The 23940-nt window shown below is 50.5% G+C and carries 18 protein-coding genes; 7 read left to right on the forward strand and 11 right to left on the reverse strand.

The features are described from left to right. Nucleotides 1–185, reverse strand: a 185-nt coding sequence (locus tag P1P89_15380) for a phage integrase N-terminal SAM-like domain-containing protein (protein ID MDF1592897.1), incomplete at its 3' end; no start/stop codon positions are given. 283 nt (nt 186–468) lie between these two features. On the opposite strand from P1P89_15380, the gene P1P89_15385 reads away from it, so the two are divergent. Beyond that, on the forward strand, nt 469–1449 hold the full coding sequence (locus P1P89_15385) for an integron integrase (GenBank protein MDF1592898.1): 981 nt from the start codon (nt 469–471) through the stop codon (nt 1447–1449). Between the two features lie 976 nt (nt 1450–2425). Here P1P89_15385 and P1P89_15390 read toward each other — a convergent pair. The 9 genes from P1P89_15390 to P1P89_15430 form a co-directional block, all read right to left on the reverse strand. Then, the gene (locus P1P89_15390) at nt 2426–5011 is read right to left on the reverse strand and encodes a ComEC/Rec2 family competence protein (protein MDF1592899.1); all 2586 of its coding nucleotides are present in this window, start codon (nt 5009–5011) and stop codon (nt 2426–2428) included. Between the two features lie 199 nt (nt 5012–5210). Further along, nucleotides 5211–6461 carry a UDP-N-acetylglucosamine 1-carboxyvinyltransferase gene (gene murA, locus P1P89_15395; protein ID MDF1592900.1) on the reverse strand — a complete coding sequence of 417 codons (1251 nt, stop codon included), beginning with the start codon at nt 6459–6461 and terminating at the stop codon, nt 5211–5213. A 177-nt stretch (nt 6462–6638) separates the two neighbouring features. Continuing rightward, nucleotides 6639–6797, reverse strand: a complete 159-nt coding sequence (locus P1P89_15400) for a hypothetical protein (protein ID MDF1592901.1) — start codon at nt 6795–6797, stop codon at nt 6639–6641. A 39-nt stretch (nt 6798–6836) separates the two neighbouring features. Beyond that, nucleotides 6837–8075, reverse strand: a complete 1239-nt coding sequence (gene nrfD, locus P1P89_15405; protein ID MDF1592902.1) for a polysulfide reductase NrfD — start codon at nt 8073–8075, stop codon at nt 6837–6839. Between the two features lie 61 nt (nt 8076–8136). Further along, a complete protein-coding gene (locus P1P89_15410; protein ID MDF1592903.1) occupies nt 8137–8946 on the reverse strand; it encodes a 4Fe-4S dicluster domain-containing protein in 810 nt (269 codons plus the stop codon). A gap of 84 nt (nt 8947–9030) precedes the next feature. Then, complete coding sequence (locus P1P89_15415; GenBank protein MDF1592904.1) at nt 9031–11313, reverse strand: molybdopterin-dependent oxidoreductase; 2283 nt, start codon at nt 11311–11313, stop codon at nt 9031–9033. A gap of 85 nt (nt 11314–11398) precedes the next feature. Beyond that, nucleotides 11399–12232, reverse strand: coding sequence for a cytochrome c3 family protein (locus P1P89_15420; GenBank protein MDF1592905.1), 834 nt, complete (start codon nt 12230–12232; stop codon nt 11399–11401). Nucleotides 12233–12571: 339 nt separating this feature from the next. Then, nucleotides 12572–13411 carry a c-type cytochrome biogenesis protein CcsB gene (gene ccsB, locus P1P89_15425; GenBank protein MDF1592906.1) on the reverse strand — a complete coding sequence of 280 codons (840 nt, stop codon included), beginning with the start codon at nt 13409–13411 and terminating at the stop codon, nt 12572–12574. Then, on the reverse strand, nt 13408–14817 hold the full coding sequence (locus P1P89_15430; GenBank protein ID MDF1592907.1) for a cytochrome c biogenesis protein ResB: 1410 nt from the start codon (nt 14815–14817) through the stop codon (nt 13408–13410). Before P1P89_15430 ends, ccsB begins: the two co-directional genes overlap by 4 nt. 474 nt (nt 14818–15291) lie before the next feature. On the opposite strand from P1P89_15430, the gene P1P89_15435 reads away from it, so the two are divergent. From P1P89_15435 to P1P89_15460, 6 genes are all read left to right on the forward strand, one after another. Next, nucleotides 15292–16239: an ABC transporter ATP-binding protein gene (locus P1P89_15435; protein ID MDF1592908.1), complete on the forward strand. Its 948-nt coding sequence runs from the start codon at nt 15292–15294 to the stop codon at nt 16237–16239. A gap of 49 nt (nt 16240–16288) precedes the next feature. Then, nucleotides 16289–17041 carry an ABC transporter permease subunit gene (locus P1P89_15440; protein ID MDF1592909.1) on the forward strand — a complete coding sequence of 251 codons (753 nt, stop codon included), beginning with the start codon at nt 16289–16291 and terminating at the stop codon, nt 17039–17041. Between the two features lie 45 nt (nt 17042–17086). After that, complete coding sequence (locus P1P89_15445; protein ID MDF1592910.1) at nt 17087–18979, forward strand: Gldg family protein; 1893 nt, start codon at nt 17087–17089, stop codon at nt 18977–18979. Between the two features lie 7 nt (nt 18980–18986). Continuing rightward, nucleotides 18987–20072, forward strand: coding sequence for a DUF4340 domain-containing protein (locus P1P89_15450; GenBank protein ID MDF1592911.1), 1086 nt, complete (start codon nt 18987–18989; stop codon nt 20070–20072). Nucleotides 20073–20424: 352 nt separating this feature from the next. Continuing rightward, complete coding sequence (locus P1P89_15455; GenBank protein ID MDF1592912.1) at nt 20425–22230, forward strand: Eco57I restriction-modification methylase domain-containing protein; 1806 nt, start codon at nt 20425–20427, stop codon at nt 22228–22230. A gap of 3 nt (nt 22231–22233) precedes the next feature. Continuing rightward, on the forward strand, nt 22234–23316 hold the full coding sequence (locus P1P89_15460; protein ID MDF1592913.1) for a BsuBI/PstI family type II restriction endonuclease: 1083 nt from the start codon (nt 22234–22236) through the stop codon (nt 23314–23316). A gap of 99 nt (nt 23317–23415) precedes the next feature. On the opposite strand, the gene P1P89_15465 is transcribed toward P1P89_15460, so the two are convergent. Beyond that, nucleotides 23416–23940, reverse strand: a 525-nt coding sequence (locus P1P89_15465) for a hypothetical protein (protein MDF1592914.1), incomplete at its 5' end; no start/stop codon positions are given.

The following is a 23940-nucleotide window of genomic DNA, read 5'->3' on the forward strand; positions in this document are numbered from 1 at the left end:
CTCCACTTTTTAACGTTTTTGCCATGCAGGAAATAAACTCGCAGGTCCTCTTCGGTAATGTTGCCGGGCGTTTTACCGAAATGCTCGCACAACTGGCGAACGGCACTGACATATAGGGTCTGAGTGCTGCCGCTGTAGCCTTTGAGTTGCAGGTCTTCGATCATCCGCTGTCGCAAGGGTGTCATGGTATACCTCCTTTTTTGGGGTTTATTAATTTGGGTAAAGGAGGTGTACCACACCCTTTTCAGGGTGATCAAAAATGTGAATTGAATCGAAAGATAGAATTGTGTAGAAATTAACTGCGCGAAGCGCTTAGTTCAACCATTGATTATCAGGTAGATTTGCCCTGATAATTGAGTTTTCGGGCAGTTTTGCCCTGATAATAGGTTTTTGTTGATTTATTAAAATTCACTTGATATTGAACCCGATAATACAAAAAGTTTCAATAAAAAAATCAATTTTAGCGGCATGTCAACACAAACCAACAACAAATTAATGGATGAAGTTCATGATTTCATGCGGCTTCATCATTACTCGATTCATTCCGAACGAACCTATTGCGACTGGATTAAAAGGTACGTTCAATTTCACGGAATGAAATCCCGGCAAGATCTTTCCGATGGTGAAAAAAAGATTGAAGCCTTTTTGACCCATCTTGCAGTCCGGGAAAACGTAGCTCCGGCTACCCAAAACCAGGCGATGAATGCACTGGTTTTTCTATATAAAAAGGTGCTAAAACTGCCGCTGGATAATGAAATCAATGCCGTGCGCGCCCATAGAAAAGTGAACGTTCCGGTGGTCCTGAGCCGCGAGGAGACCGCCAAGGTCATCAGCTTTACGAGCGGAACTCCGCAGCTTGTCGTAAAGCTTTTGTATGGCAGTGGTCTGCGCATATCTGAGGCGATCCGGTTGCGGGTGCAAGACATTGATTATGAACCGAAAACGATCACTGTTCGTTCCGGAAAAGGCGCCAAGGATCGGATAACGACATTCCCATCATCCATCACACCCTTTTTGAGCGATCACTTATCCAAAGTGAAGCGCATCCATGAAAATGACTTGAACCAGGGTTATGGTGAAGTCTATATGCCCTATGCCTTGGCCCGCAAATACATCAATGCCGCAAAAGAGTGGGGCTGGCAATATGTTTTTCCTGCCAGCGCCCGATCCACAGATCCGAGAAGCGACGTCACACGCCGGCATCATATCGATCCATCCGTTGTCAATAAAGCCATCAAAACGGCGGTTCGCAAGGCCGGCTTGACCAAAATAATCACCGCGCATACGTTTCGTCACAGTTTTGCCACCCATCTGCTGCAACGCGGAACGGATATCCGCACGATACAGGCACTTTTAGGCCATAGCGATGTATCCACCACCATGATCTATACCCATGTCCTCCAGCAGGGCGGACAGGGAGTTGCGAGTCCCCTAGATGATTTGTTGTAGTTCGATTTTTCAGACGGGATTGACCGTCTCAAAGGCCATTATTTCTGTAAAAGCAACCCCGCTCAAAGCGGGATAGAAAAGCGCTGGATTCTGGGTCAAGCCCGGAATGACAAATTGAATAAGAATTATGCCGCAAAATGTAAAGACAGGAGAATGGAAATTTTTCTTGTTCTTGCGGCGGATTTTAACGAACAGGCGCCGGGGTGTCAAGGGTAAAGATAACAAGTACAGACCCCGGTCACCGGACATGCTGTAAACTGCAAAGTTAACAACCACCCCTAAAAGGGGTGACTTAATGGCGACCCTAAAAGGGTCCATAATGTTGTATTTTCTGTCTCTCACAGAGATCGCTGAGAACACAGAGAGTTAAGATTTTTTGACAGAATCCTTGATCCCGCTATCTTTCGGGACAGGTATCCGGATTCTGTCAAAACCACCGCGCTACGCGGTTCAGTTCAAATGTTACATACATTGATCCAGCTATCATCATAAAGATGACCCCGAAAGGGCTGATGGTTGATCTGATTCGCCCTCTCAGCGAATCAGATCAAAATAATTTCCTCTGTGCTCTCTGTGTGCTCAAACGACCAGAGGGAGCGGGTGAGAGAACAAGTAACTCTCATTCCCGCAAAGCATATAGCTCGGACCATCCCGCCTTCAGCGGGAAGGTTTACCCTATAGTTGCATAAATAACACGGCGTGACTCTTGTAAAACAGCTTAAACAAAGGCTTTGATGCAATACATAGGCTTCGGCCAAGACACAACCTCAAGGTATTTCCAGAAATAGTGATTTGTTCTCCGTGTTATTTACCCTTTGGGCTTCGCTTTCAGCTACGACCCAACAGGCCGGGAAAGCCGATAATACCCCATCTCCTTTGTTGCCAAGGGTTCGCAGTAAATTACTACGGCTTCACCCTTGACGCCGCGGACCTGGGGCATTCTCGACTTTTGCAACGATAGGGTTTATGGGGTTAATTAACTGTTATGGGTCAGAAACGGACGGATTTCTAAATCAGTGCCGTCCGTGGTAATGAAAACCGCCCCATCGGTATCCGTCCGAAACAACCGATATCCCCGGCGGTGGTATTTTTCCAGAACCGATTCATGCGGGAAATGGAATCTGTTTTTCCAGCCGGCTGAAACAATGACTACTTTCGGCGAAACAGCGTCCAGAAACACATCCGAGTTGGACTTGGCGCTGCCGTGATGGGGGGAAACCAGAACGTCGCCGGCCAGCGTTGCGCCTGTTGCTGAAACCAGCTCCGCCTCGGCCGGCGCCATGATGTCGCCGGTAAAGAGTATCGTTTTAGCGCCGAACCGAACCTGGACGACCAGGGAATTGTTGTTCAGGTTGCGCCATTTTTCCGCTGCGCTCTTTTCAAAAAATTTCGGCAGCGGATAGATGATGTTGAGCCGGACCCCGTTTATTTCACGGTTGCGGGCAAGTGTGTCAAACCCGGGCATCCGGATGTTGTTTTTTTGGATGATTTCCAAAAACCGTTCATAGCTCCGGATTGCGGCAGGCTGCCCGTTTGCCCAAATTTCTTTAACGTTAAAGTGTTCGGCGATATACAGCAGCCCGTTTAAATGATCGCTGTTGGGGTGGCTCAGAACCAGGGCATCGATGGTCTTTATTTTCTTTCGCCACAGCAGGGGGGCCACCACCTGGGCGCCCACATCAAAACTGGAGTTGTCGGAAAAACCGCCCCCGTCAACCAGCATGGTATAGCCCTTGGGCAGTTCCAGCAGCGCAGCGTTTCCCTGACCGACATCAATGACCGTCACCCGGAGGGCGGGATGTAGGAGCCGCTGATAATACCAGTAGCCGGCATCGACGCCGGCTGCCAGCAGCAAGACGCCCGCTGCCATAGCGGCCAGATGTTTTTTCAGAGGCATTCGCTGACAGAAGCGATAAACACGGTTGCGAATCCGGCTGCCGGCCCCGGCAGTTCGGTGCACAGGCCCGTCCGGTTCTTCTTCCGCCGAAGCATCTCTTTCTGAAGGTTGCGGATGTCCCACTGGGTCGATCGCTTTTCGTAACCGGTCCTGCCGCCAATAAAACAGCAACCCTGCCAGACCGTAATAGCAGGCGATTTCAACATAGTTGGGGGTGATCGTTTTGATGGCCGCAAACGGCAGTCCGGCGAAAAACTTTACGATATCCAGCGACGGATTCAGGATCCCGGCCCCGGCCTTTAAACACCACAACGCCCCGGCTGGACTGATCGGATAGATGAACACCGCTGTCAGGCTCAGCGGCACCACCACAAACCCGATCAGCGGTATCAGCACGAGATTGCTCAGCAGGCCCACCAGCGATACCTGATTAAAGTAAAACATAACAAGCGGCAGGGTTCCCAACACCGCCAAAAAAGACACCATGATAAAAATAAACAGCTTACGGAACAGGCCCGGCCGCTGATGGCCCCTTTGGGTTCCGGCAAGACCGCAAACGATGAAGAAAACCGCTGAAAACGATAACTGAAAAGAAATGGAAAAAAGCGCCGGCGGATAAATAGTCAGAATCGCCATTGCGGCAACTGCCAGCGTATTGATCAGGTCCTGGTCGGTTTCCAGTAAAAAAGTGAGCAGGAATACCGCGACCATGATCACGGCCCGCTGGGTGGACGGCGACATCCCGGCCAGCAGGCCGTATATAAGCACCGGGATCAGGGTCAGCAGCGCAGCGCCCTTGCGCGTCCAGGCCCGCCACAACAACGGCCGGATCCATTGAAGCAGCCATTGAAAAAAAGCGAAGGCCGCGGTGGCGACGATCCCGACATGAAGCCCGGAAATGGCCAGGAGATGACTCACCCCGGCCCGATTAAAGGCCGTGATCATCTCATCGGAAATATGGCCGCGTTCACCGATGATCAGGGCCTTTAGAACCCCCTGATGTTCCCCCTCCCCGGTTTTGTCGATAAGTTCCGAAATTCGATTTCGCGCTGTTTTAATATCGACCCGAACTGGCGGCGCCGGATTTCCATTAAGGATCTGCAGCCCTTTTGCCTGGACGTGGGCGGCGCCCCAGATATGATTGAAATTCATATAACGCCGGTAATCAAATCGACCCGGGTTGTTGAAATTCCGGAACGCCCGGATCGCGCCTGTAAAGGCAACGCGATCCCCGCTGGAGAGTATTGGGCCGTCCCCCCAGACCGACACAACGATCCGGCCATATACCGGACCGGCGGTTGCCGCCTCAATGGCTTCCACATCTAAAACAAATCGTACCCGATGGGGATATATGACCGGTTGGCTGTCGACGGTCCCGCTGATTTTGCAAGGACCTGAATCGATGAATCGCATCACGTGGTTGGCGGAAAAATTCGGTGCTGCCCAGGGCTGTATGGCAAGATACCCCAGGGATAGAAACAGCATAATCGGCAGCGTACGGGCTGTTTTATTCTGTATCAGGCCGGTGCAGATGGCAATGGTGCTTGCCGCAACCAGTAGATATGCCCACCCGTCAAGTCCGGAAACCCCCAGCCCGGCGGCTATACCGACTATAAAGGCGAATAAAAGCGGAATAACCGGTCGGGCGAAAACCTTATCGGTCATAACCGAACCTCTCCCGCAGAAGGATAAGCGTTATGGACTGTCGAACCGGTACGCGTCTTTATATAAAATGAGGGTTAACAACTATGGTAATTGAAGAAACGGAATTGTCCGGACGCTGAAACGCTGCGCTATTTTGACAACTGCTATAATTTGCTTTTCACTTGTACCCTTGAACCCTGAACCCTGGAACCCTTTTCAACTACTTGACCCGCCGTATCGCCGCCCCCAATCGTGAAAATTTTTCCTCGATGCCCTCATATCCGCGGTCGAGATGATAGACGCGATTGACCTCGGTTTTGCCCTTTGCAATCAGGCCGGCCAGAATCAGGGACGCGCTTGCCCTCAGATCGGTTGCCATCACCGGCGCGGCCGAAAGATGCGGTACCCCTTTTACCATGGCGGTATTGCCGGAAATGGTGATATCAGCCCCCATCCGCTTGAGCTCGCTGACATGGATAAACCGGTTTTCAAAAATACTCTCCACAATCATGCTCAACCCGCCGGCAACGGACATGAGCACCATAACCTGGGCCTGCATATCGGTGGGAAACCCCGGATAGGGGAGCGTTTTAAAATCAACGCTGGCAATGTCACCCGACCCCAAGACCCGCATTGAATTTTTTGAAGTCGATATGATGGCGCCGCTCTGGCCGAGCTTGTGGATGACGGCTTCAAGATGCTCCGGCCGGCAGCCCTGGATGGTAATATCGCCGCCGGTCAGGGCTGCCGCAACCATGAACGTCCCGGTTTCGATCCGGTCCGGTATAACGGCAACGGACGCCGGATGCAGCGCCGATACCCCTGTTATGGTAATGACCGAAGTGCCGGCCCCCTGCACCTTTGCCCCCATCTTATTGAGGGTATCCGCCAGTGCGATTATCTCGGGTTCGCGAGCGGCATTTTGCAGCACGGTCACACCTTCGGCCAGGACCGCGGCCATCATTAAATTTTCGGTGCCGGTTACCGTGGGAATATCAAAATATATTTCATCGCCCACCAACCGCTCCGCCGATGCTTCGACATAGCCATGGGCCAGTTCAATCGTAGCGCCCAGCTGCCGGAGTCCTTTTAAATGCAGATTGATCGGCCGCTCGCCGATGGAACAGCCGCCGGGCAGCGACACCCGCGCCCGTTTAAGCCTTGCCACCAGGGGCCCCAGCACCAGGATGGACGCTCGCATTTTTCGCACCAGGTCATAGGGGGCTTCGTGGTTGCACAATCCGCTGGCATCAATCCGCACGTTGCTGCCGTCGGATTCAGTCCGTGCGCCTAAATTGGCCAGGAGCAGCTTGATGGTCTGGATGTCCTGAAGGTTGGGGACATTGCTGTACGTGTTCTCTCCATCCGTCAGCAGCGAGGACACCAGGATGGGAAGGGCGGCATTTTTAGCGCCGCTGATGGTTACCTCCCCCTGAAGGGTGCGGCCCCCCTCAATCACGATTTTATCCATTTAAAATTTATCCTTATGAGCTTATTAAGACAATTTAGGCAAAAGTTATCCTCATGAGTTTATAGAGACGATCCAACTTAATGAGTCAGATAAATTTTAATTTGCAAAAAAAAAGCGCCACTTCCCCCGGCAAGGTGAAGTCGGCGCTTTTATGTATTGCCCGCCCGGATACCCGATTTAGTCGTGCTGGCCGCCCTTGCCCTTGTAGGTATCATAAGCCGCCTTGATCACACAATAGGCCATGCCCAGAGTGATGATGGTCAGGGCGTAATGAAGCCCCCCCATAAAGACCATATGGGACATGTCCCATATCCATTCAAAATTAAAAGGGAACATGGTGATTCTCCTTACGTGCTGATATCAAAACAGATGGTTTTAATCTAACGGGTTTAATTCCTTTTCCTGAGGAAAAATCGGTAAATATCTATATGATAACGAAATCAGAATAATACCGCCCATAATCGGCAACAGGGTGGTCGCGACTTCCTGCCAGCTGGGAATATACATCGTCCAGCTGTCAAAGGGCATAACCGGTACCGCCAGCACCTGCAGGACCATCACCCAGCGGTTAACGCAAACTCCGATCACTGCCAGGACAATGGCAGTTATAAAAAGACCGGGGTTTTTGCGCCATTTATCGGTAATTAAAATAGCCGCCGGTATAATTCCACCGAGAATAATTTCGAGCATCAGAATCCAAAACCCGTAAAAAGCGTTGTTTGAATAGAAGAACTTAAATGAAAACCCCAAAGACGGCGCTGTAACGGTGGCCCAGTAGATGGTGTCAATTATTTTAGCAATAATATAGGTTGCCAGCATCCAGCCGGATATTTTTGCCAGCAGTTCAATCACGTTGTCTTTCACCAGTTTCTTTCGGGTGATGGCTTCAGTGATTTTGGTGACCAGGATCGTAAAACAGGGCCCACCGGCGGCGGCCGACCAGGTAAACAGAAAAAAAGTCCAGGGCCAGATAAAGATGCCTTCTCGATAGCCAAACGGGCGTCCAAAAAGAACACCGGAAACACCCCCTAAAGAGCCCTGGTGAAAGAAAGACAGAAAAGCGCCGGTGGCGGCAAAGACAACCATGATTTCATGCATGTTGTGGCCCAGGTTGTGAAAAAACGGGACCTTGTCGATCTGGCGGTTCTCCAGGATCAGTGGAACGTATTCGATGATAAGCACGCCCAGATAGGCGGTCAGACAGAAGGCGACTTCCGTCAGCATGGAATGGACATTTGCGTGCCAGAATATAAACCAGCCCCTCAAAGGCTGCCCCACATCCATGCCGAGAATCATCTGGGCGGAAACATAACATACGAAACCGACCAAGACGGCGTAATTGATAATATTCTTAAGCTCGTCCTTACCGATGATATATCTTAAAAACCCGGTAAAAAAAGCGCCGCCGCCCAGGGCAATAATCGCCAGGTCCGCCCATATCCACAGCGCAAACCCGTAATTGTCATTCATGTTGGTCTGATTAAGCCCCTTTATCCACACCAGCAGCATGGCAAAAACGCCCCACAACAAAATGACGCTCACCGGGCCGAGCCCCATAGCAAATTGCCCGATCGGACAACGTTTTACGCCTTTGGGTATTAATGTGGAATCCATATATTATTTGCTCCTCAATACGAACCGATTTAATTTGATATGGTTTACCCCCTTAGCGGGCTTATGTACTTTCTTTTTTAATACTATTATCTCCGGCCCGGCGGACCCATTCCTTGCTTGAAATATAATAGACCTTCGGGTTGGTTTGAAGTCTTTCAAGCAAACGGAAAGCCGTGGGGTTTTGCGGGCGACCCCCATGACGGGGATCCGGTTTGACCAGTTGATGAATGCGATGATCCGGATTATTCAAATCCCCGAACGTGATGGCGCCCGCCGGACAGGCCTGGGTGCAGGCGGTCTGATATTCATCCTCTTTAACTTCTCGCCGCCCTTCCACAAATGACCGGTCTTTGGCCAGTTGGTAGCGGTGGAAACAGAAACTGCACTTTTCAACCACACCCCGCATGCGTGCGGAAACGTTCGGGCTCAGGTATTTTTCCATACCGGCAGGCCAGACCGGATCCCACCAGTTAAAATAGCGGGCATGGTAGGGACAGGCGGCCATGCAGTACCGGCATCCGAAGCAGCGGGTATAAATCTGGCTGACGATGCCGGTTTCCATGCTGTAGTCCGTTGCGGTTGCCGGGCACACCGACACGCAGGGGGAATGGCCGTGGTCCCCCTTGCCGCCGCAGTGCATACACGGGCGCGGCAGGTAGCAGATATCTGCGTTCGGGAAAGGTTTGCCGTTTGTAAGCTTGTAAACCCGCATCCAGGTGATGCTGTCAAGCTTATTGGATTCATCGGCTTTAAACGGCACGTTGTTTTCGGCCATGCAGGCCACCATGCAGGATCCGCACCCGGTGCATTTGTCCAGATCGATTGCCATCCCAAACTTATTAGCGTTTTTGCCCTTGCCTTCTTCTTTCATCTGATCCTCGTTCGATTAATGCAGCAGTCCGCTTTCTTCTTATATCGCCCCAAAATAAAGCCCGGTTCAAGGTCCTGGTTGATTTCAAACCTTATGCAACCTGGCGCGAATTCCCCAGGCGGCATCCAGCCCGGAAACCGGATCCGGCGCCGGACCGATCACCTCATTGAAATTAAATCCCTTGCCCGCCAGATACTTGTCATAAGCGCTGTGTCCCAGACCCCTCGGCATGGCCACAACCCCCGGTAGAATGCCGTCGAAGAGATGAATATTGACGGTTATCTGACCCTTGGGTGTTGTCAGCACAGCGGTTTTGCCTTCGGAAAGGCCGAACCCTTTGGCGGTTTCCGGATTCACTTCAACCAGTACATGCGCGCCCTTTAACACCGTATCCTCCACCGTCTTGATCATGAAAGGCGGCGTGCCGATAAAACCGGCCGCCAGGCGCATGGTATCGTACGGTATCAGCACCAGGGGGTATGTGGATTTATCCCCTTCGGGTTCAACCGGACTGAAATGCGGCAGTGCGACAAGATCTTCTTTTTTTTCTGCATGGATGGCCGTGCTAAAGAATTCAAGCTTCCGGGAAACCGTTTCAAACGCTTTTGGGCCGGCCGGTGGTTTAAACGCCGGTTGATGCTGGAAACCTTCGTCTTCCAATGCCTGCCATTTGCCGGCTAAGGTTTTTTTCAGGCACTCTTCATAGCTGCCCCAGAGAAACGCCCGGCCGACCGTGCCGCTCAACGCTCTGGCAATTTGAATTACAACATCGCCCGTGTGGCGGGTGTTAAACTGAGGCGGGACCACCGGCCGGGTAAAACCGATAAACGGCTTCGACAGGCCGGACGGTGCCGGCACATCTTCATATCGTTCCAGATACATGTGATTCGGCAGGATCAGGTCTGAGTTTTTGGCTGTTTCGTCCATATAGGAGGAAAAGCTGACCACAAAGGGGATCTTGTTAAACGCCGTTAGAACGGTTTTACTGTCCGGCAGCGTATAGCAGGGGTTGGCCCCGTGGACCATCAGCATCTGGAGACCATAATCACCGCCGGCATTCAATACTTCCGGCAACCGGTTCAGCAGAGAACGGGTAAAGGGATACGACTGGCTGCCGGCCCCGTCGATGGAACCGCGCTGCATCCCCTGGGCCGCAACATTGTCCATTTCAAATTCCGGCCAGCTGATGTAGTCCGGTTCCGGCAGCGCCCATACCCCGCCGGGCCTGTTGATATTGCCCACCAGCGCATTCAGGGCGTGTACCGCCATAAACTCGCCGGTGCTCCCGGGGGTCGTGCCGCGGCCCCGGCCGCAGATTGCCAGGGGCCGGGCGGCCCGGGCAAAACCGCGGGCCAGGGATTCGATCTCATCGGCCTTTATCCCGGTAATCTGGGACACCTTGTCCGGGCCATACGCCTCAAGAACCAACTGTTTAAACCCCATACGGGATTGTCCCTTGCCGTCGCGCCAATCGGAAAAACCAAAAGCATTATTTTCAACAAATTCTTTATGATACAGCGATTCTTTGATGATCACATGCGCCATCCCCAAGGCCAGCGCCGCTTCGGTGCCCGGATGGATCGCAAGCCACTGGTCCGCTTTGGCGGCCGTGTTGGACAACCGCGGTTCAACCTGTATGACTTTGGCATTATTTTGGCGCCAGGCGCTGTTTGCCCGGGACATGCGCACCGGTGAACCCCACCCGTCAATCAATCCGCTGCCGAAACTTAACACAAACGTGGCGTTTTCCAGATCAAAGCCCGCCATGGCCTGGACCCCCTGCATGACATGGAGCACAAGCTCATAGGAATCCAAAGAGGAGGGCGTTCGCATCAGGTTGGGTGAACCGTAGGCCGTCAAGAGCCGCTCAAATAATAGCGGCACGGTCCCGCGGTCCGACCCCAGGATGCAGCCGACGGTATGGGGTTTATTATCGGATCTGAGTTCACGCATTTTTGCGACAACTTGTGAAATCGCGTCCGGCCATGAAATGGCACGCCAGCGTCCTTCCCCCCGCCGGCCCACGCGTTGCAAGGGTTGCTGAACCCGGGTGGGTCCATAGAGCAACTGGAGCCCGGACAGGCCCAGCAGGCAGATGCCGCCGTCATTGATCGGGTGCCCTTTCATGCCTTCTATCTTAACCGCACGGTGGTCTACCTTGCGAACCGATATGCCGCACCCGCCGGGGCAAAGGGTGCAGGTGGAATTCACATAACTTACTTCCCCGTCCGGCGGAACCGGCGTCCACGGCCAATTCTGTGACCATATCGAAAGATCGTCTGTCAGCTTATAGGGCAAAGGAGAAAGAGCCGTTCCGGCAGCCCCACCAATTACAAACGACAGAAAACTTCTTCTATCTATTTTCATAGACGCTACCCCTTATCATAAAACAGATTGGCAACCTTCCATCAGACTGTCCACCGTCTTTACCCTGTTGTTGCAACTGCAGGGTTTATTTGTGGCATACAAAACACGCTTCTCTATCGGTTTGAACACTGGATTTTCTGCCGGTTTTGGTTGAATTGGGGAAGGGAATGCTCACAACGTTTGTGAACAATCTGCCCAACGATGATTTAGCTGCTTCACTCTCGGTTGCATCCATCTGGCCGGCATGGCACTCGGCACAATCGTCCATTTTCATGCGGTCCCAGCTGTTTTTCTTGAGCCCGGCAATATTTTTCCCCCAGATGTCCCGGCTGTAACCGGTAATCCTGTTTTCTTCATAAACGCGTGACTGTTCCGACTCGCCAATGGGTCCGTGGCAGATGACACATTCCATTTTCGCCGTTTTGACATGGGCGGCATGGGTAAAGAACACACTGTCCGGCTGGCGGGAATATATCAGCCAGGGAACTTCCACTCCCTTGGCGACATATTCGGTTACAAACGTTTTTTCGTCGGCCGACTCACCCTGCTGCTCCTCATGGCATCCGGTACATTGTTCCAGTTTCGGCACGCCGGAAAAACTGCCGTCATCCCGAAAGAAATGACAGCTTTCGCATCCGGCATCCACCACCTCGACATGAAGGGCATGGTCGAAATTGAAGGGTTGTTTCTTTTGGGAATACAGGAGCTTGGGGAAAACGCCCCACCCCACGACCAGGCTGGCTGCAAGTCCAAGGAGGAAAAAAAGAATGACGGGACCGGCTGACTGGCTCAAGGGCGCCTGATGGTCTTTTTCAGCCCCGTTGGAAACCGCAGGGTCGGCAGGGTCATCAATCGAAACGCTGTCGCCGCCGCCTGCTGGCTCAGCCGCTTCTGTGGCCTTGTCATCGATTGTGTTCATGGAAGCTCCGTTTTCTCTGTAGTTGACGATGTTCCAATATCCCTTGTTCGGAAGAACGAATGTGTGAAAGGATTGTGTATCCCAAAGACATTTTTTTTGTCAAGTGAAAACCTGAATTTTACACGAGTTGGAGAATTTCATCTGCAAGACATTTCAGTGTTCCCAGAGCGAAATTCAACAGGGCGAACCCGAAGGGTGAAAAATGATGAGAAAAAATGACCCTCATCATTAATTTACATGGTGGGGATTATCGCTGTAATCTTAAATTTTTCCGGGTCCATATTATTCAAGCATAAAACAGTTTCGCATTCATTCTTATGCATGATTCGGGAAAAATCATCACCCCGCGCCATAGCTGTGCAGGCCCGGCAGGTAATTGACGCCGAAATAGGTAAAAAGGACCGCCAAAAATCCGGCCATTGACAGAAAGGCGATGCGCTTTCCGTGCCAACCCCGCATGAGTCTGGCATGCAGCAAGGTAGCGTATACAAACCAGGTGATCAGCGACCAGGTCTCCTTCGGATCCCATCCCCAGTAGCGCCCCCAGGCTGAATTGGCCCAAACCGCACCCGTAATGATCCCGATGGTCAGAAAGAGAAAACCGAACATCACCATCTGATGGGTCAATTCATCCAGTACGCTTGTATCCGGAAAGTGAGACAGCAGGGTGCCGCTGGCGTCTGTTTGCCTCCCCTTTAAAAGGTACATCCCGCTTAAACCAAAAGCGATGGCAAAAGCGGCATAACCCACAAAACAGGTCATGACATGGGCAATCAGCCAGTTACTTTTAAGGGCGGGCAGCAGCGGTTGAATCGTGTCGCTGATATTAGGGGACAGGGACGCATAGGCTATCGCCAGAAAGGCCAGGGGAAGGGCAACAACCCCGATCGTCTGGTTTTTATATTTTCTTTCAATAATAAGATACAAAACCGCAATGGTCCAGGCAAAGAAAACAAGCGATTCATACAGGTTTGAAAGGGGCGCGTGACCGATGCCGAGCCGGTAGGATTCCATCCAGCGCACCACGATCCCCAGGGTATTTCCGCAAACTCCCAGTATGGCCGTCCAGGTTGCTATGCGGCCAAAGACCGTTTTTCTGAAAACCCAGGAAGCGATATACAAAAAGGCCGCAAAGCCGTAAATAAAAGTCGTTAGCGATAATATAATGGAACTGTTCATGATGGATCCTCACTCTGAGAAAATGATGGGGCACCGTTAACGACACCCTGTAATTTTTTGGAAAGATGGGTCACCTTCTGCTGCATCCCCAGCTTGTTCTTGTTGCTGAACCCCGACACCGTTATTTTGCTTTTCTTGCCGCTGCTGACGACTTCCACGCAAACTCTCTGGTGGGACATGAAAAATATAATAAAGCATCCCACAATGAGCAGGATAAATCCGGCGTAAACCACCCAGACCCCGGGGTCTCTTGTCACCTGCAGGCCGGTGTAATAACGGGAGGTATAAGTCTCGACCGAAACCGCCACCTGGCCCTTTCTCATTTTATCAAACCCGGGAATTCGCGCTGGAATGACGATTTCAGTGGGCGCCTTGTTTTCCTGGACGATGATTCCAAAGAAGGCCTCGCCGACGTCCTGGCCGCGAAACCTGTAACGGCCGGAATAGTCCCTGATGACAAACTTGCCCAACCCTTCCGGAATGTCTGTCTGTTCGCCAAACTTCACGGTTTTCTTATAGTTCATGCCCGATTCCAGGCTTTCAAAGTTCACGGTTAAGTCCTTCGGTGACAGAACGCCGTAGCTGGACTGAAACATGTTGATGCCTTTATACCGCAGGGGGTCATTAACTATGATATCTTTTTTCTTTACCGGTTGTCCTCCCTCCAGCAAGGTCAGACTGGAACGGAATTCCCGGGGCATACCGCCCTCATAAAAGCTGACGCTGAAATCATCGCAACGGATCTCAAACCCCAGCGGAATGGCGGCATTGCCGTTTCTGAGCTGGACGCTGCCGACGGATTCCCCTTCAGGAATCGTAACAAACCCGTCAAATCCGAAAATCGAACCGATCAATCCGCCCAGCAGCAGCAAGACAACGCTCAGGTGGACGGCATACACCCCCAGCCGGGTCCAGCGGCCTTTTTCTCCGAAAACAAGTGTGCTTTTATCTGTTTTTTCCACCGTGCTGTAAGAAAAACTTCCCGCAACAACCGGCGCCAGCAACACTTCCAGCTTTTCCTGGGAACGGTCGGAAAAAAACTCCTCTTTCTGGGAAAGCCGCCGAAATCTGGAAGCTTGGAAGGACGGTGTTTTGGCAAAGACAATTTTCCAGGTGGCGGATAGTCGGTCGATTGAACAAACAATCACGTTCACCGTTATCAACAACAACAGAAACTGAAACCACCAGGAATGATACATATCAAAGATATCGAGAACATGGAATATTCTGTACCAGACTTCTCCAAAAGCTTGAAAATACATGGCCGGGTCTTCATTCTGCGGAACCAGTGTTCCGATGATTGATGTTACGGCCAACGAAAGCAAAACCACGACAGTCAGTTTCACGGAAGAAAAAAAATCCCATATGTCGTCAAAAATGTTCGGTGATACGTTTTCTTTTTCCATCTGAATTCCCTTTAATAAGAATTAAACTTAATTTTTATATCAGATCATTTGGGTCAACGCAAACAAATAAATGTTGACGGTTGTTCTTGACAATAATAGAAAAACATTTAAGATTGCTCAATTTTAGGGGTGTTCGACATAAACTATGGATATGACATTGTGGGAGTTTGGCGCGACCGTTGGCCATCCCCGCCCTATCCTTATTTGATAGCGAACCATTGACAAAAGGCATCAGCCCTACTAAATATTTTTTACACCATCGGGGTTAGCAACTTTTTGCCTGAATCTCTTTGTATTAAGCAATAAAATAGCTTCTCATCAATTTTCATGCAAGATTGAAGAACCCTGCAGTCCCGCCCCGGCGGGTCGGGGAATGCGCTCGCTGTTGCGGTTCAGGTTTTAAAACGGCTACCGGATAGATGGTTATAGCCTTCATACAAAATACGTTACTAAAGCAAGGAGTTAAACTCGCCAATGATTGAGATACGCAATCTGACCAGGTATTTTAGCACTAAAAAAGCGGTGGACAACATTTCCTTCACCGTGAAAAAAGGGGAAATTCTGGGTTTTCTGGGACCCAACGGCGCCGGCAAGTCCACCACCATGCGAATGATTACGGGCTTTATCCCGCCATCCAGCGGCACCGCCATCATCAGCGGTTTCGATATTACCGGCGATCCGATTTCAGCCCGCAAACGGATCGGCTACCTGCCTGAAAACGCGCCGGTCTATCCGGACATGGCCGTCACCGCCTATCTGGATTTTTGCGCCCAAATCCGGGGATTTTCAGGCGCCGCTAAAAAACAGAAAGTTGCCGAGATTATTGAGAGGTGTTTCCTTTCAGACGTTCGGCGCCAAACAATCCATACCCTCTCCAAAGGCTTTAAACAGCGCGTCTGTTTTGCCCAAAGCATTCTTCATGATCCGGAGTATCTCATTCTGGATGAACCCACCGACGGGCTCGATCCCAACCAGAAACACGAAGTCCGGCTCATGATTCGTGAAATGAGTGCCGACAAGGTCATTATCCTGTCCACCCATATCCTGGATGAAGTCGACGCCGTCTGCACCCGCGCCATCATCATCGCCAACGGATCGATAGTGGCGGACGATACGCCCGCCGGACTCAAAACCCGATCCTCCCTTTACGGAGCCGTTTCCGTGGCCCTGCAGGATACGGAACCGGCGGCGCTGTTGGCCTGTCTGCAGCCCATCAGCGGCGTGAAATCGGCAGAGATTCTGGACGACACCCCACGCAATCTAATGGTCCGGGTGTTTCCGGAAAATAAAGATTTACCCATAGCGGATCGGGTAATGTCGGCCCTGTCTGAAAACAATTTTAAGATCAAATCCATTTTTGTTGAACAGGGCCGACTGGACGAAGTCTTTCGCACGATCACTGAAATTAAACAGACGATATAAAAGAACGGTGCATTGTCGGCCCCAACGCAATCAAACCATAAGGTGATTTATGAGAATACATGAGTCCGCCACAAATATTAAGGCAATCTTTAAAAGAGAACTTTCAGGATATTTCAGCTCTCCCGTTGCCTATGTGTTTATTGTAATCTTTTTACTGCTGCTGGGATTTTTCACATTCTATGTCAGCAATTTTTTTGAAATGGGCCAGGCCGATCTGAGAAGTTTTTTTTCGTGGCACCCCTGGGTTTATCTGTTGATGATCCCCGCGCTGGCCATGCGGCTCTGGGCGGAAGAAAGACGGCTGGGGACCATTGAGCTGATATTGACCTTTCCCGTTTCCATAACCGACGCCATCATCGGCAAATTTCTGGCCGCGTGGGTTTTTGTCGGCGTCTCTCTGTTCTTTACCTTTCCCATGGTGTTGACCGTGATCTATCTGGGCGAACCGGATATCGGGGCCATTTTATGTGCGTACGTAGGAAGCTTTCTGATGGCCGGCGCATTTTTAAGCGTCGGTGTCATGACGTCATCACTGACAAAAAGCCAGGTCATCAGTTTTATAGTGGCCGTCGTTATTTGTCTGTTTTTTGTTCTGGCCGGGTTTCCGCCGGTAACAAACGCCATGTCCGATTGGGCGCCGCTGTGGCTGATAAACCTGATTTCAAAAACGAGCTTTTTGTTTCATTTTATCTCTATCGAACGCGGGGTGCTGGATCTGCGGGATGTCCTGTATTACGTTTCCGTTATTTTTTTCATGTTATTTTTAAATGGTCTGGTGATACGGAACCGCAGCGCATCATAAAACAGAATATGCCGGAACGTAATGAACGAACGGAGGCAATAGAACATGTCCGACAAGAAAAGATTTTTTGAAAAATCATTTTTTTCAGTCCTGGGATTGGTCCTGGTTTTGCTGATACTGGTATTGGCAAACATCCTGTTTGCCAGGGTTAACATCCGCTGGGATGCCACCAAGGAGAATTTATACTCCCTTTCCGACAGCACTGAAAAAATCCTGGGCAATCTCAAGCAAGATGTGTCCATTAAGGTCTTTTACAGTAAAAGTGTCGTGAATACGCCATCGTACATCAAAAACTATGCAAACCGGATGCTGGATTTTCTGTCCGAGTATGAAAATTTCAGCAACGGTAAAGTCAAAATTGAAGTGTACGACCCCAAGGCCGATTCGGAAGAGGAAGAATGGGCCCAGAAATACGGTTTGGAAGGGGTTGAGCTGGCTACCGGCGAAAAAATTTACCTCGGTCTGGTGGCGGTTGCCGCCGATCAGGAAGAAATCATTAAAGCCCTGGATTCAACCAATGAGGAACGGCTGGAATATGATATTACCCGCATTATTTTAAGGGTGCAGTCGCCCCACAAACCCAAAGTCGGCATCATTGCCGGCCTGCCCGTGCTGGGGCAGCCGCCCAATCCCTATACCCAACAGAACCCCCAGCCGCCCTGGTATTTTGTAACCGAGCTCCAAAAAACCTATGATGTCGAAGAAATCAGACCGGATGCACAGCGCATCGATCCGGATATCAGCCTGCTCCTCATCATTCATCCGGCAGGCATCGGCGAGGGTCTGCAATATGCCGTCGATCAATTCATCCTTGCCGGCGGCAGCGCCGTCATTTTTGTCGATCCCTTCTCCACGACCGGCCGCGGACCCGGTACGGCCGGAACGGCGCCGCTGAAAAAACTGTTTGATGCCTGGGGGATCTCCTTTGACAATACCAAAACCCTTGCTGATTTCAGCTTTGCAACCCGGGTCCGGAACGAGAGCAACCAGATTGAAGACAATCCCTTTTGGATTTCGCTGCCGCCGGAAACCTTTAATGCCGCCAGTCTGATAACTTCCAAGCTGGAAAGCATGCTGCTGCCCGCGCCAGGCGTTATTCAAAAAACCGGAATTGCCGGCCTCACCTATGAACCGCTGCTGCAGTCAAGCGTCAATTCAGCCTTGGTCGATTCAAGCAGCGTTCGGTCGGGTGTTGACGAAATCAGACGCGATTTCAAGCCGCAAAATACCAAGTTTGACCTTGCCGTTAAAATAACCGGCACCTTTCAGACCGCATTTAAGGATGGCAGACCCAAGGTCGCGGATAAGGCTGAAGCCGGGGCCGCTAAAACGACGCCGCCGGAATCGGATCAGCCGCCGGCAGCCCCCCTGGCCACAGGGCTTAAACCGGCAACGGTCATTGTCGTGGCCGACGCCGACCTGCTGTTCGACGGGTATTACTTCCACAGGCAAAATTTTTTGGGCTTTAATATCGCCCGGATTTTCAACGACAATCTCAACTTTGTCTTAAACTCAAGTGAAATGCTGGTCGGCGGACCGGAGCTCATCAATATCCGCTCCCGGGGAAAATTTGAAAAACCGTTTACCCGGGTCAAGGCATTGGAAGAAAAAGCCCAGATGAAATGGCTGGCCCGGGAACAGGAGCTCATCAAAAAAGTTGAGGAAACCAACCGCGAGCTGGAAAGGCTCGAGGGGCAGAAAGACGCCTCCCAGCGGCTGATTGCCAGCAGCGAGCAGGAGGCTGAAATCAAAAAATTTCAGGAAGAGAAACGCCGGATCAACAAAGAGTTAAAAATTGTCCGCCGCAACTTGAGGGCGGAGATCGAATCCCTGGGAAGAACCGTCAAGCTGATAAATATTTTCCTGATGCCGCTGCTGATCGGAATCTTCGGTATTGTTTTTGCAATCCTGCGGCGCAAAAAAAGCGCCGGCGTGTGAGGAGCTGATGAAATTAAAGACATTTGCGATACTGCTTATTACTTTTTGCATTCTTCTGGCCGTCGTGCTGTTAACCACCCGCACAAAAAAAACGGCTGAAGACCAGGCGGATATGGGCGCCAAGCTGTTTGCCGGCCTGGCCGCCGGCAACATTGCGGCCATAACCATCACCAGCCCGGAGGCAACCGCGAAACTCAAACAAACCCCAAACGGCTGGATCGTTGAAAACCGGTTTGGTTACCCGGCGGATTTTTCCAAAGTTGCCGAACTGGTCAAAAAACTGTCCGACGCCAAGATCGGCCGCACGTTTCCCGCTTCGGCGGAAATTCAAGCCAGGCAGTCCCTCTATCCGCCGGAACAACAGGAACTGCCCGCCGACCAGAAGGGAACCCGGATCGTGCTGGCCGACAAGGACGCCAAAACACTGGCGGATCTGATTATCGGCAAAGAGCGCGAAAACGGCGGCGATACGTTTTATGTCATGCCTTTACCCCAAAGCCGGATATGTCTCATCGATCAGAATTTCCGGTTTCTGGAAAAAAAGCCCGCGGACTGGTTGAATAAAAAGCCGCTGGATCTGAATCCCAAAAAGGTCCAAAAGGTGGTTCTCTTCGATCCGAAAAAAAACCGCGCAATTTACACCCTACAGCGTCCGGCCGAAGACAAGGACCCGGTCCTGTTGGATTTGGCCCCGGATAAAAAAATGGCAAAATTCAAGGCCGACCAGCTGTTTGAAGCCCTGACGTCCTTGACCGTCGAAGATGTAGCCGATCCCGGGCAGAAAGATGCCGCCCGGTTTAGCGGTGCGCCGCGCTTTGACTACACCCTTTATGACGGGACCGTCTATCATGTTTTCCCCGGCGCTGCCCTGAAAGAAGACGCTGAAAAGCATTACTTTAGGACTGAGGTCAGCTACCAGCCGCCGCCGGGAAAAGCGGATCCGGCCCAAAAAGAAAGTCAGGCCAAACTGAAGGAAGAAGCTGAAAAATTGAACCTTAAAATCAGCCCCTTGACCTATGTCATCTCCAAGTGGGTTTATGACAGTTTCTTTACCGACCCCAAAAACCTCATCGAAAAAGAGGCTAAAAAATAAGATCCTTCTCCCAATTTTTCCATATGTCCCCCTTTGAAAAAAGGGGGTAAGGGGGATTTCAAGCTGGTATAAAATACCAAGGCCCCGCCGCAAGCTCTTCATAAAAAAATCGTGCTAAAGATCCAGCTTTCTTCTTTTATAGCGGTTGTCAAAAAAACGTTCCGTTATCCCAACGTTTTTTTCTGCTCATTGTTTCGGAACTTTATTATGGAAAGCGGTATAAATTCTCAATTAAGCCTTCAGATTCATTGCAAAAAAAATTCATACTCCTTGACATTGACGGCCTAATTGGTTAGTTTCAATTCAATCTTACCTTTCATTTGCAGAACCTGCACCATGACAAGCTATAGATATGAACTCAAAACTTATCAGGGCCGTATCTAAAAGCCTATTTAAAGAAATCAATTCTCCGGTACTTTCACTCCATGACATTCAGTTGCGAATCAAAACACTATCCCGACAAACGACAGATGACGTGCAAATTGCGGTTGCCGAGGAAGTTATCACCATCGCTCTCCGTAAATATTGGCAACAGCTCACGAAACTATATCAGGTATCCATTCCATTTGGCCCTCCGGTTAACAAGCCGGAATCAGTCTTATCGGAACACCAACTCGCACTTTCAGAGTGGTTAGGTGAAACGATCGGCGCATTCCCCGTTCTTGAAGCAGCATATCGAATCGGATTGATCTATACCTCTCTCCTGCCTTCGCAATACCGCACCAAAAACGGGATCTATTATACGCCGCCCGCCCTGGCAAATCGTCTTCTGGATCAAGCCGAGACAGCAGGCATTGACTGGAAAACATGCAAAGTATTGGACCCGGCTTGTGGCGGCAGCGCTTTCCTTTTACCCACAGCACTTAGAATAATTGATGCGATTAAGAACGCTGAGCCCGCTCTTAAAATTCAGAATCTTGAGGCCCGGCTTTTCGGCTGGGAGGTTGATCCTTTTGCCGCATGGCTCAGCCGGTTTTTCATTGAAGTAATCTGCCTGCCGGAAAGTGTAAGGGCCGGACGCCGGATAAACCCTTCCATCACTACCTGCGATAGTCTTAAGGCCAATCAGTTCGATCAGCAATTTGATCTTGTAATCGGCAATCCCCCATTCGGTCGCGTTGGACTACCCAAAGACCTGCGCACCCAATACCACCGCGGTCTTTATGGACATGCAAACCTTTATGGCTTATTCACCGAACTTGCAGTCCAAGTAGCCAAACCTAACGGTCTTATCTCCTTCATTACGCCGGCGAGCTACCTTGCCGGAGAATATTTTAAAAACCTGCGGGCACTGCTTTGGCATGATGCACCACCCGTCCGCATCGATTTTGTAGAAAACCGCAAGAACGTCTTTGAGGGTGTATTGCAGGAAACAGTTCTATCCACCTACCGCAAAAACGGCAAGCGCCGTCAGGCAGTTGTTTCTTCAATCCGCCCGACAGAAAGCGGAGGGATCGACATTGAACCCGCCGGCCGCTTTGAAGCACCCGATATGCCGACAGCACCCTGGATTCTGCCCCGTTCATCAAACGATACGACTTTGTCTGAAAGAATGCGTTCCATGCCGCATCGCCTGATTGACTGGGGTTATAAAGTCAGCACAGGTCCCCTTGTATGGAATCGCCACAAAAATCAACTGAGAGATAAGCCGGGAGAAAACTGTGTGCCGTTAATTTGGGCGGAAAGTGTAACTTCGGAAGGTCGTTTTGTATTCCGGAGCGAAAAACGGACCCATAAGCCGTATTTCTTTCTCAGGGATGGAAAAGATGACTGGTTGCGGATTGATCGGCCTTGCGTTTTGCTGCAACGGACAACAGCAAAGGAACAACAGCGACGTCTAATTGCAGCCGTTCTGCCTGCCGACTTTATCAAACTCAATAGATTCGTTACGGTTGAAAACCATCTTAACATGATAATTCCTTTGGGTAATAAACATGCCGTATCCCCGACCGTCCTTGCGGCTTTTCTAAACAGTTCGGCTGCGGATCGCGCTTTTCGGTGTCTCGGCGGCAGTGTGGCCGTTTCGGCCTATGAGTTAGAAAATTTACCATTTCCCGATCCGGTGAAACTCGATAAGTTGAAATTACTTATAAAACAACGAGCATCCCGCGAAGCGATTGAGGAATCTTGCCGGCATCTGTACGGACTGGAGGAATAATCAGTGGCCGATCTTCCCGCCTTGCTTCCTGTTTCCGATATTCATAAACGATTGCCGTCTATTTTTCCAGAAGGTTGCCCGAACCGGAATAATTGTGTGTGGGATATCGCTGCCCGCACTATTTTTGTTATGCTTTACGTGGGCGCCATCGAAGGGCGGAATGTCTGGCTACGCCCCGACCAAGTGACCCGTATGACAGATGCACAATCGGTTTTGCATGATAAAATTTCCCGCCTTAAGTGGGCTGAAATTTCAAGAAAGAGCAGCAGAGGCGAAACCCCCGGCAGGTGGTATGCGGTAAATACGCGTGAATCTATTCGGGATGATACCTTGCGAAGCGCTCTTATCGCGAACGGAGCGGTTGTTGAGCGATTCGGATTGCCGACTACCTCCCCTGCGCCGCGTTATGCGCTTCAGTTAGATTTTGCGGATCTGTTCAACCCAAGATTGAAAGGCAAAAAGCTGAAGCAGGCAATTGCTGCATGGCAGGAAACCAATTTGTCATCAGGTGCGATTGCCCGCATCACCATGCGGCGCAGGGGCGTGACCGATGACGGTAAACATGTCGTGATAACATTTCCTAACGGTGAAACCCGCCGGATGGTTCCTGGCCCAAGCGCTTTAATTTCAAAAGCTGTCATTGAAGATTTTTCTAAACGATTCCTTCAAGAACCCGGCGTAATTTTTCTTAGTGAAAGCGCCAACAAAATAGTCGCACGGGACGACGAACTTGCAAAAAGCATCAATCTTTCTATTGAAACTGATAAAAATCTGCCGGATATCATCATGGCAGACCTCGGCCCCTCCCACCCCTTCCTGGTTTTTGTTGAAGTTGTTGCCACAGATGGACCCATAAGCGAAATGCGAAAGGCAGCGCTCCAAAAGATCGCTGAAAATGCCGGTTTTTCCGAACAACACGTCGTCTTTGTGACCGCCTATCTCGACCGTAGCGACCGCGCCTTCAAAAAAACTGTAGACTCTTTATCATGGGGCACTTTTGCATGGTTTGCGTCAGAACCTGAAAAGTTACTCGTTCTTCACGAAGGACAAGTTAAGTCCTCAAAAAAGCTGATCGATTTCTTGTAAATTTTGATTGCGATGAAAAATATTCCTGCCCTTTAGCTTACATTTCGCATCATCAGAAAATATTTTTTGAATATTCTCGCAGCTATACTGACAAATCAATCATGTTTCTTTAAACTGCCACCAGCTATCCTGAAGGTTTTTATACACCAAGTCGGGGATTTCCAATAGCCGGTTGATTCGTTCATGCAAGCCACCGAGTCCCTTGACCACTGCTTGTATGCAGATTCCATCCCGGATTATCTGCGAGTGGTGGACATTGCGATAGAAGTATCGAATGTTGTTCCATGTCGGCTTTTTTGATTTCATCCCCTGCGGCAAAATCGGCAGCTTTTCTATGTTTTCCCTTGCCATAGTCATGCGTATCTTTCGTTCGATCAGCGACACGATCATCAATGCCACAAAATATAGAAAGAGCATGGCTTCGATGCGTTTCTCTTTCTTTATAAAAACAGGGGCTACTTCCAGAACAGTTTTTTGGGTATACATCCGTTTTTCAAGGAACGGCTGGCTTTTATATTTTCTTAATACTTCACCGGCATCAAGCGCCGTGTTGGTGAGCAATGGAAAAATCCCATCCGTTTTTGACGCTTCGGCAAGGGCCTGCTCGTTTAATTCCCACCTGAT

The sequence above is a fragment of the Desulfobacterales bacterium genome (genome assembly GCA_029211065.1).
Taxonomy (GTDB): domain Bacteria; phylum Desulfobacterota; class Desulfobacteria; order Desulfobacterales; family JARGFK01; genus JARGFK01.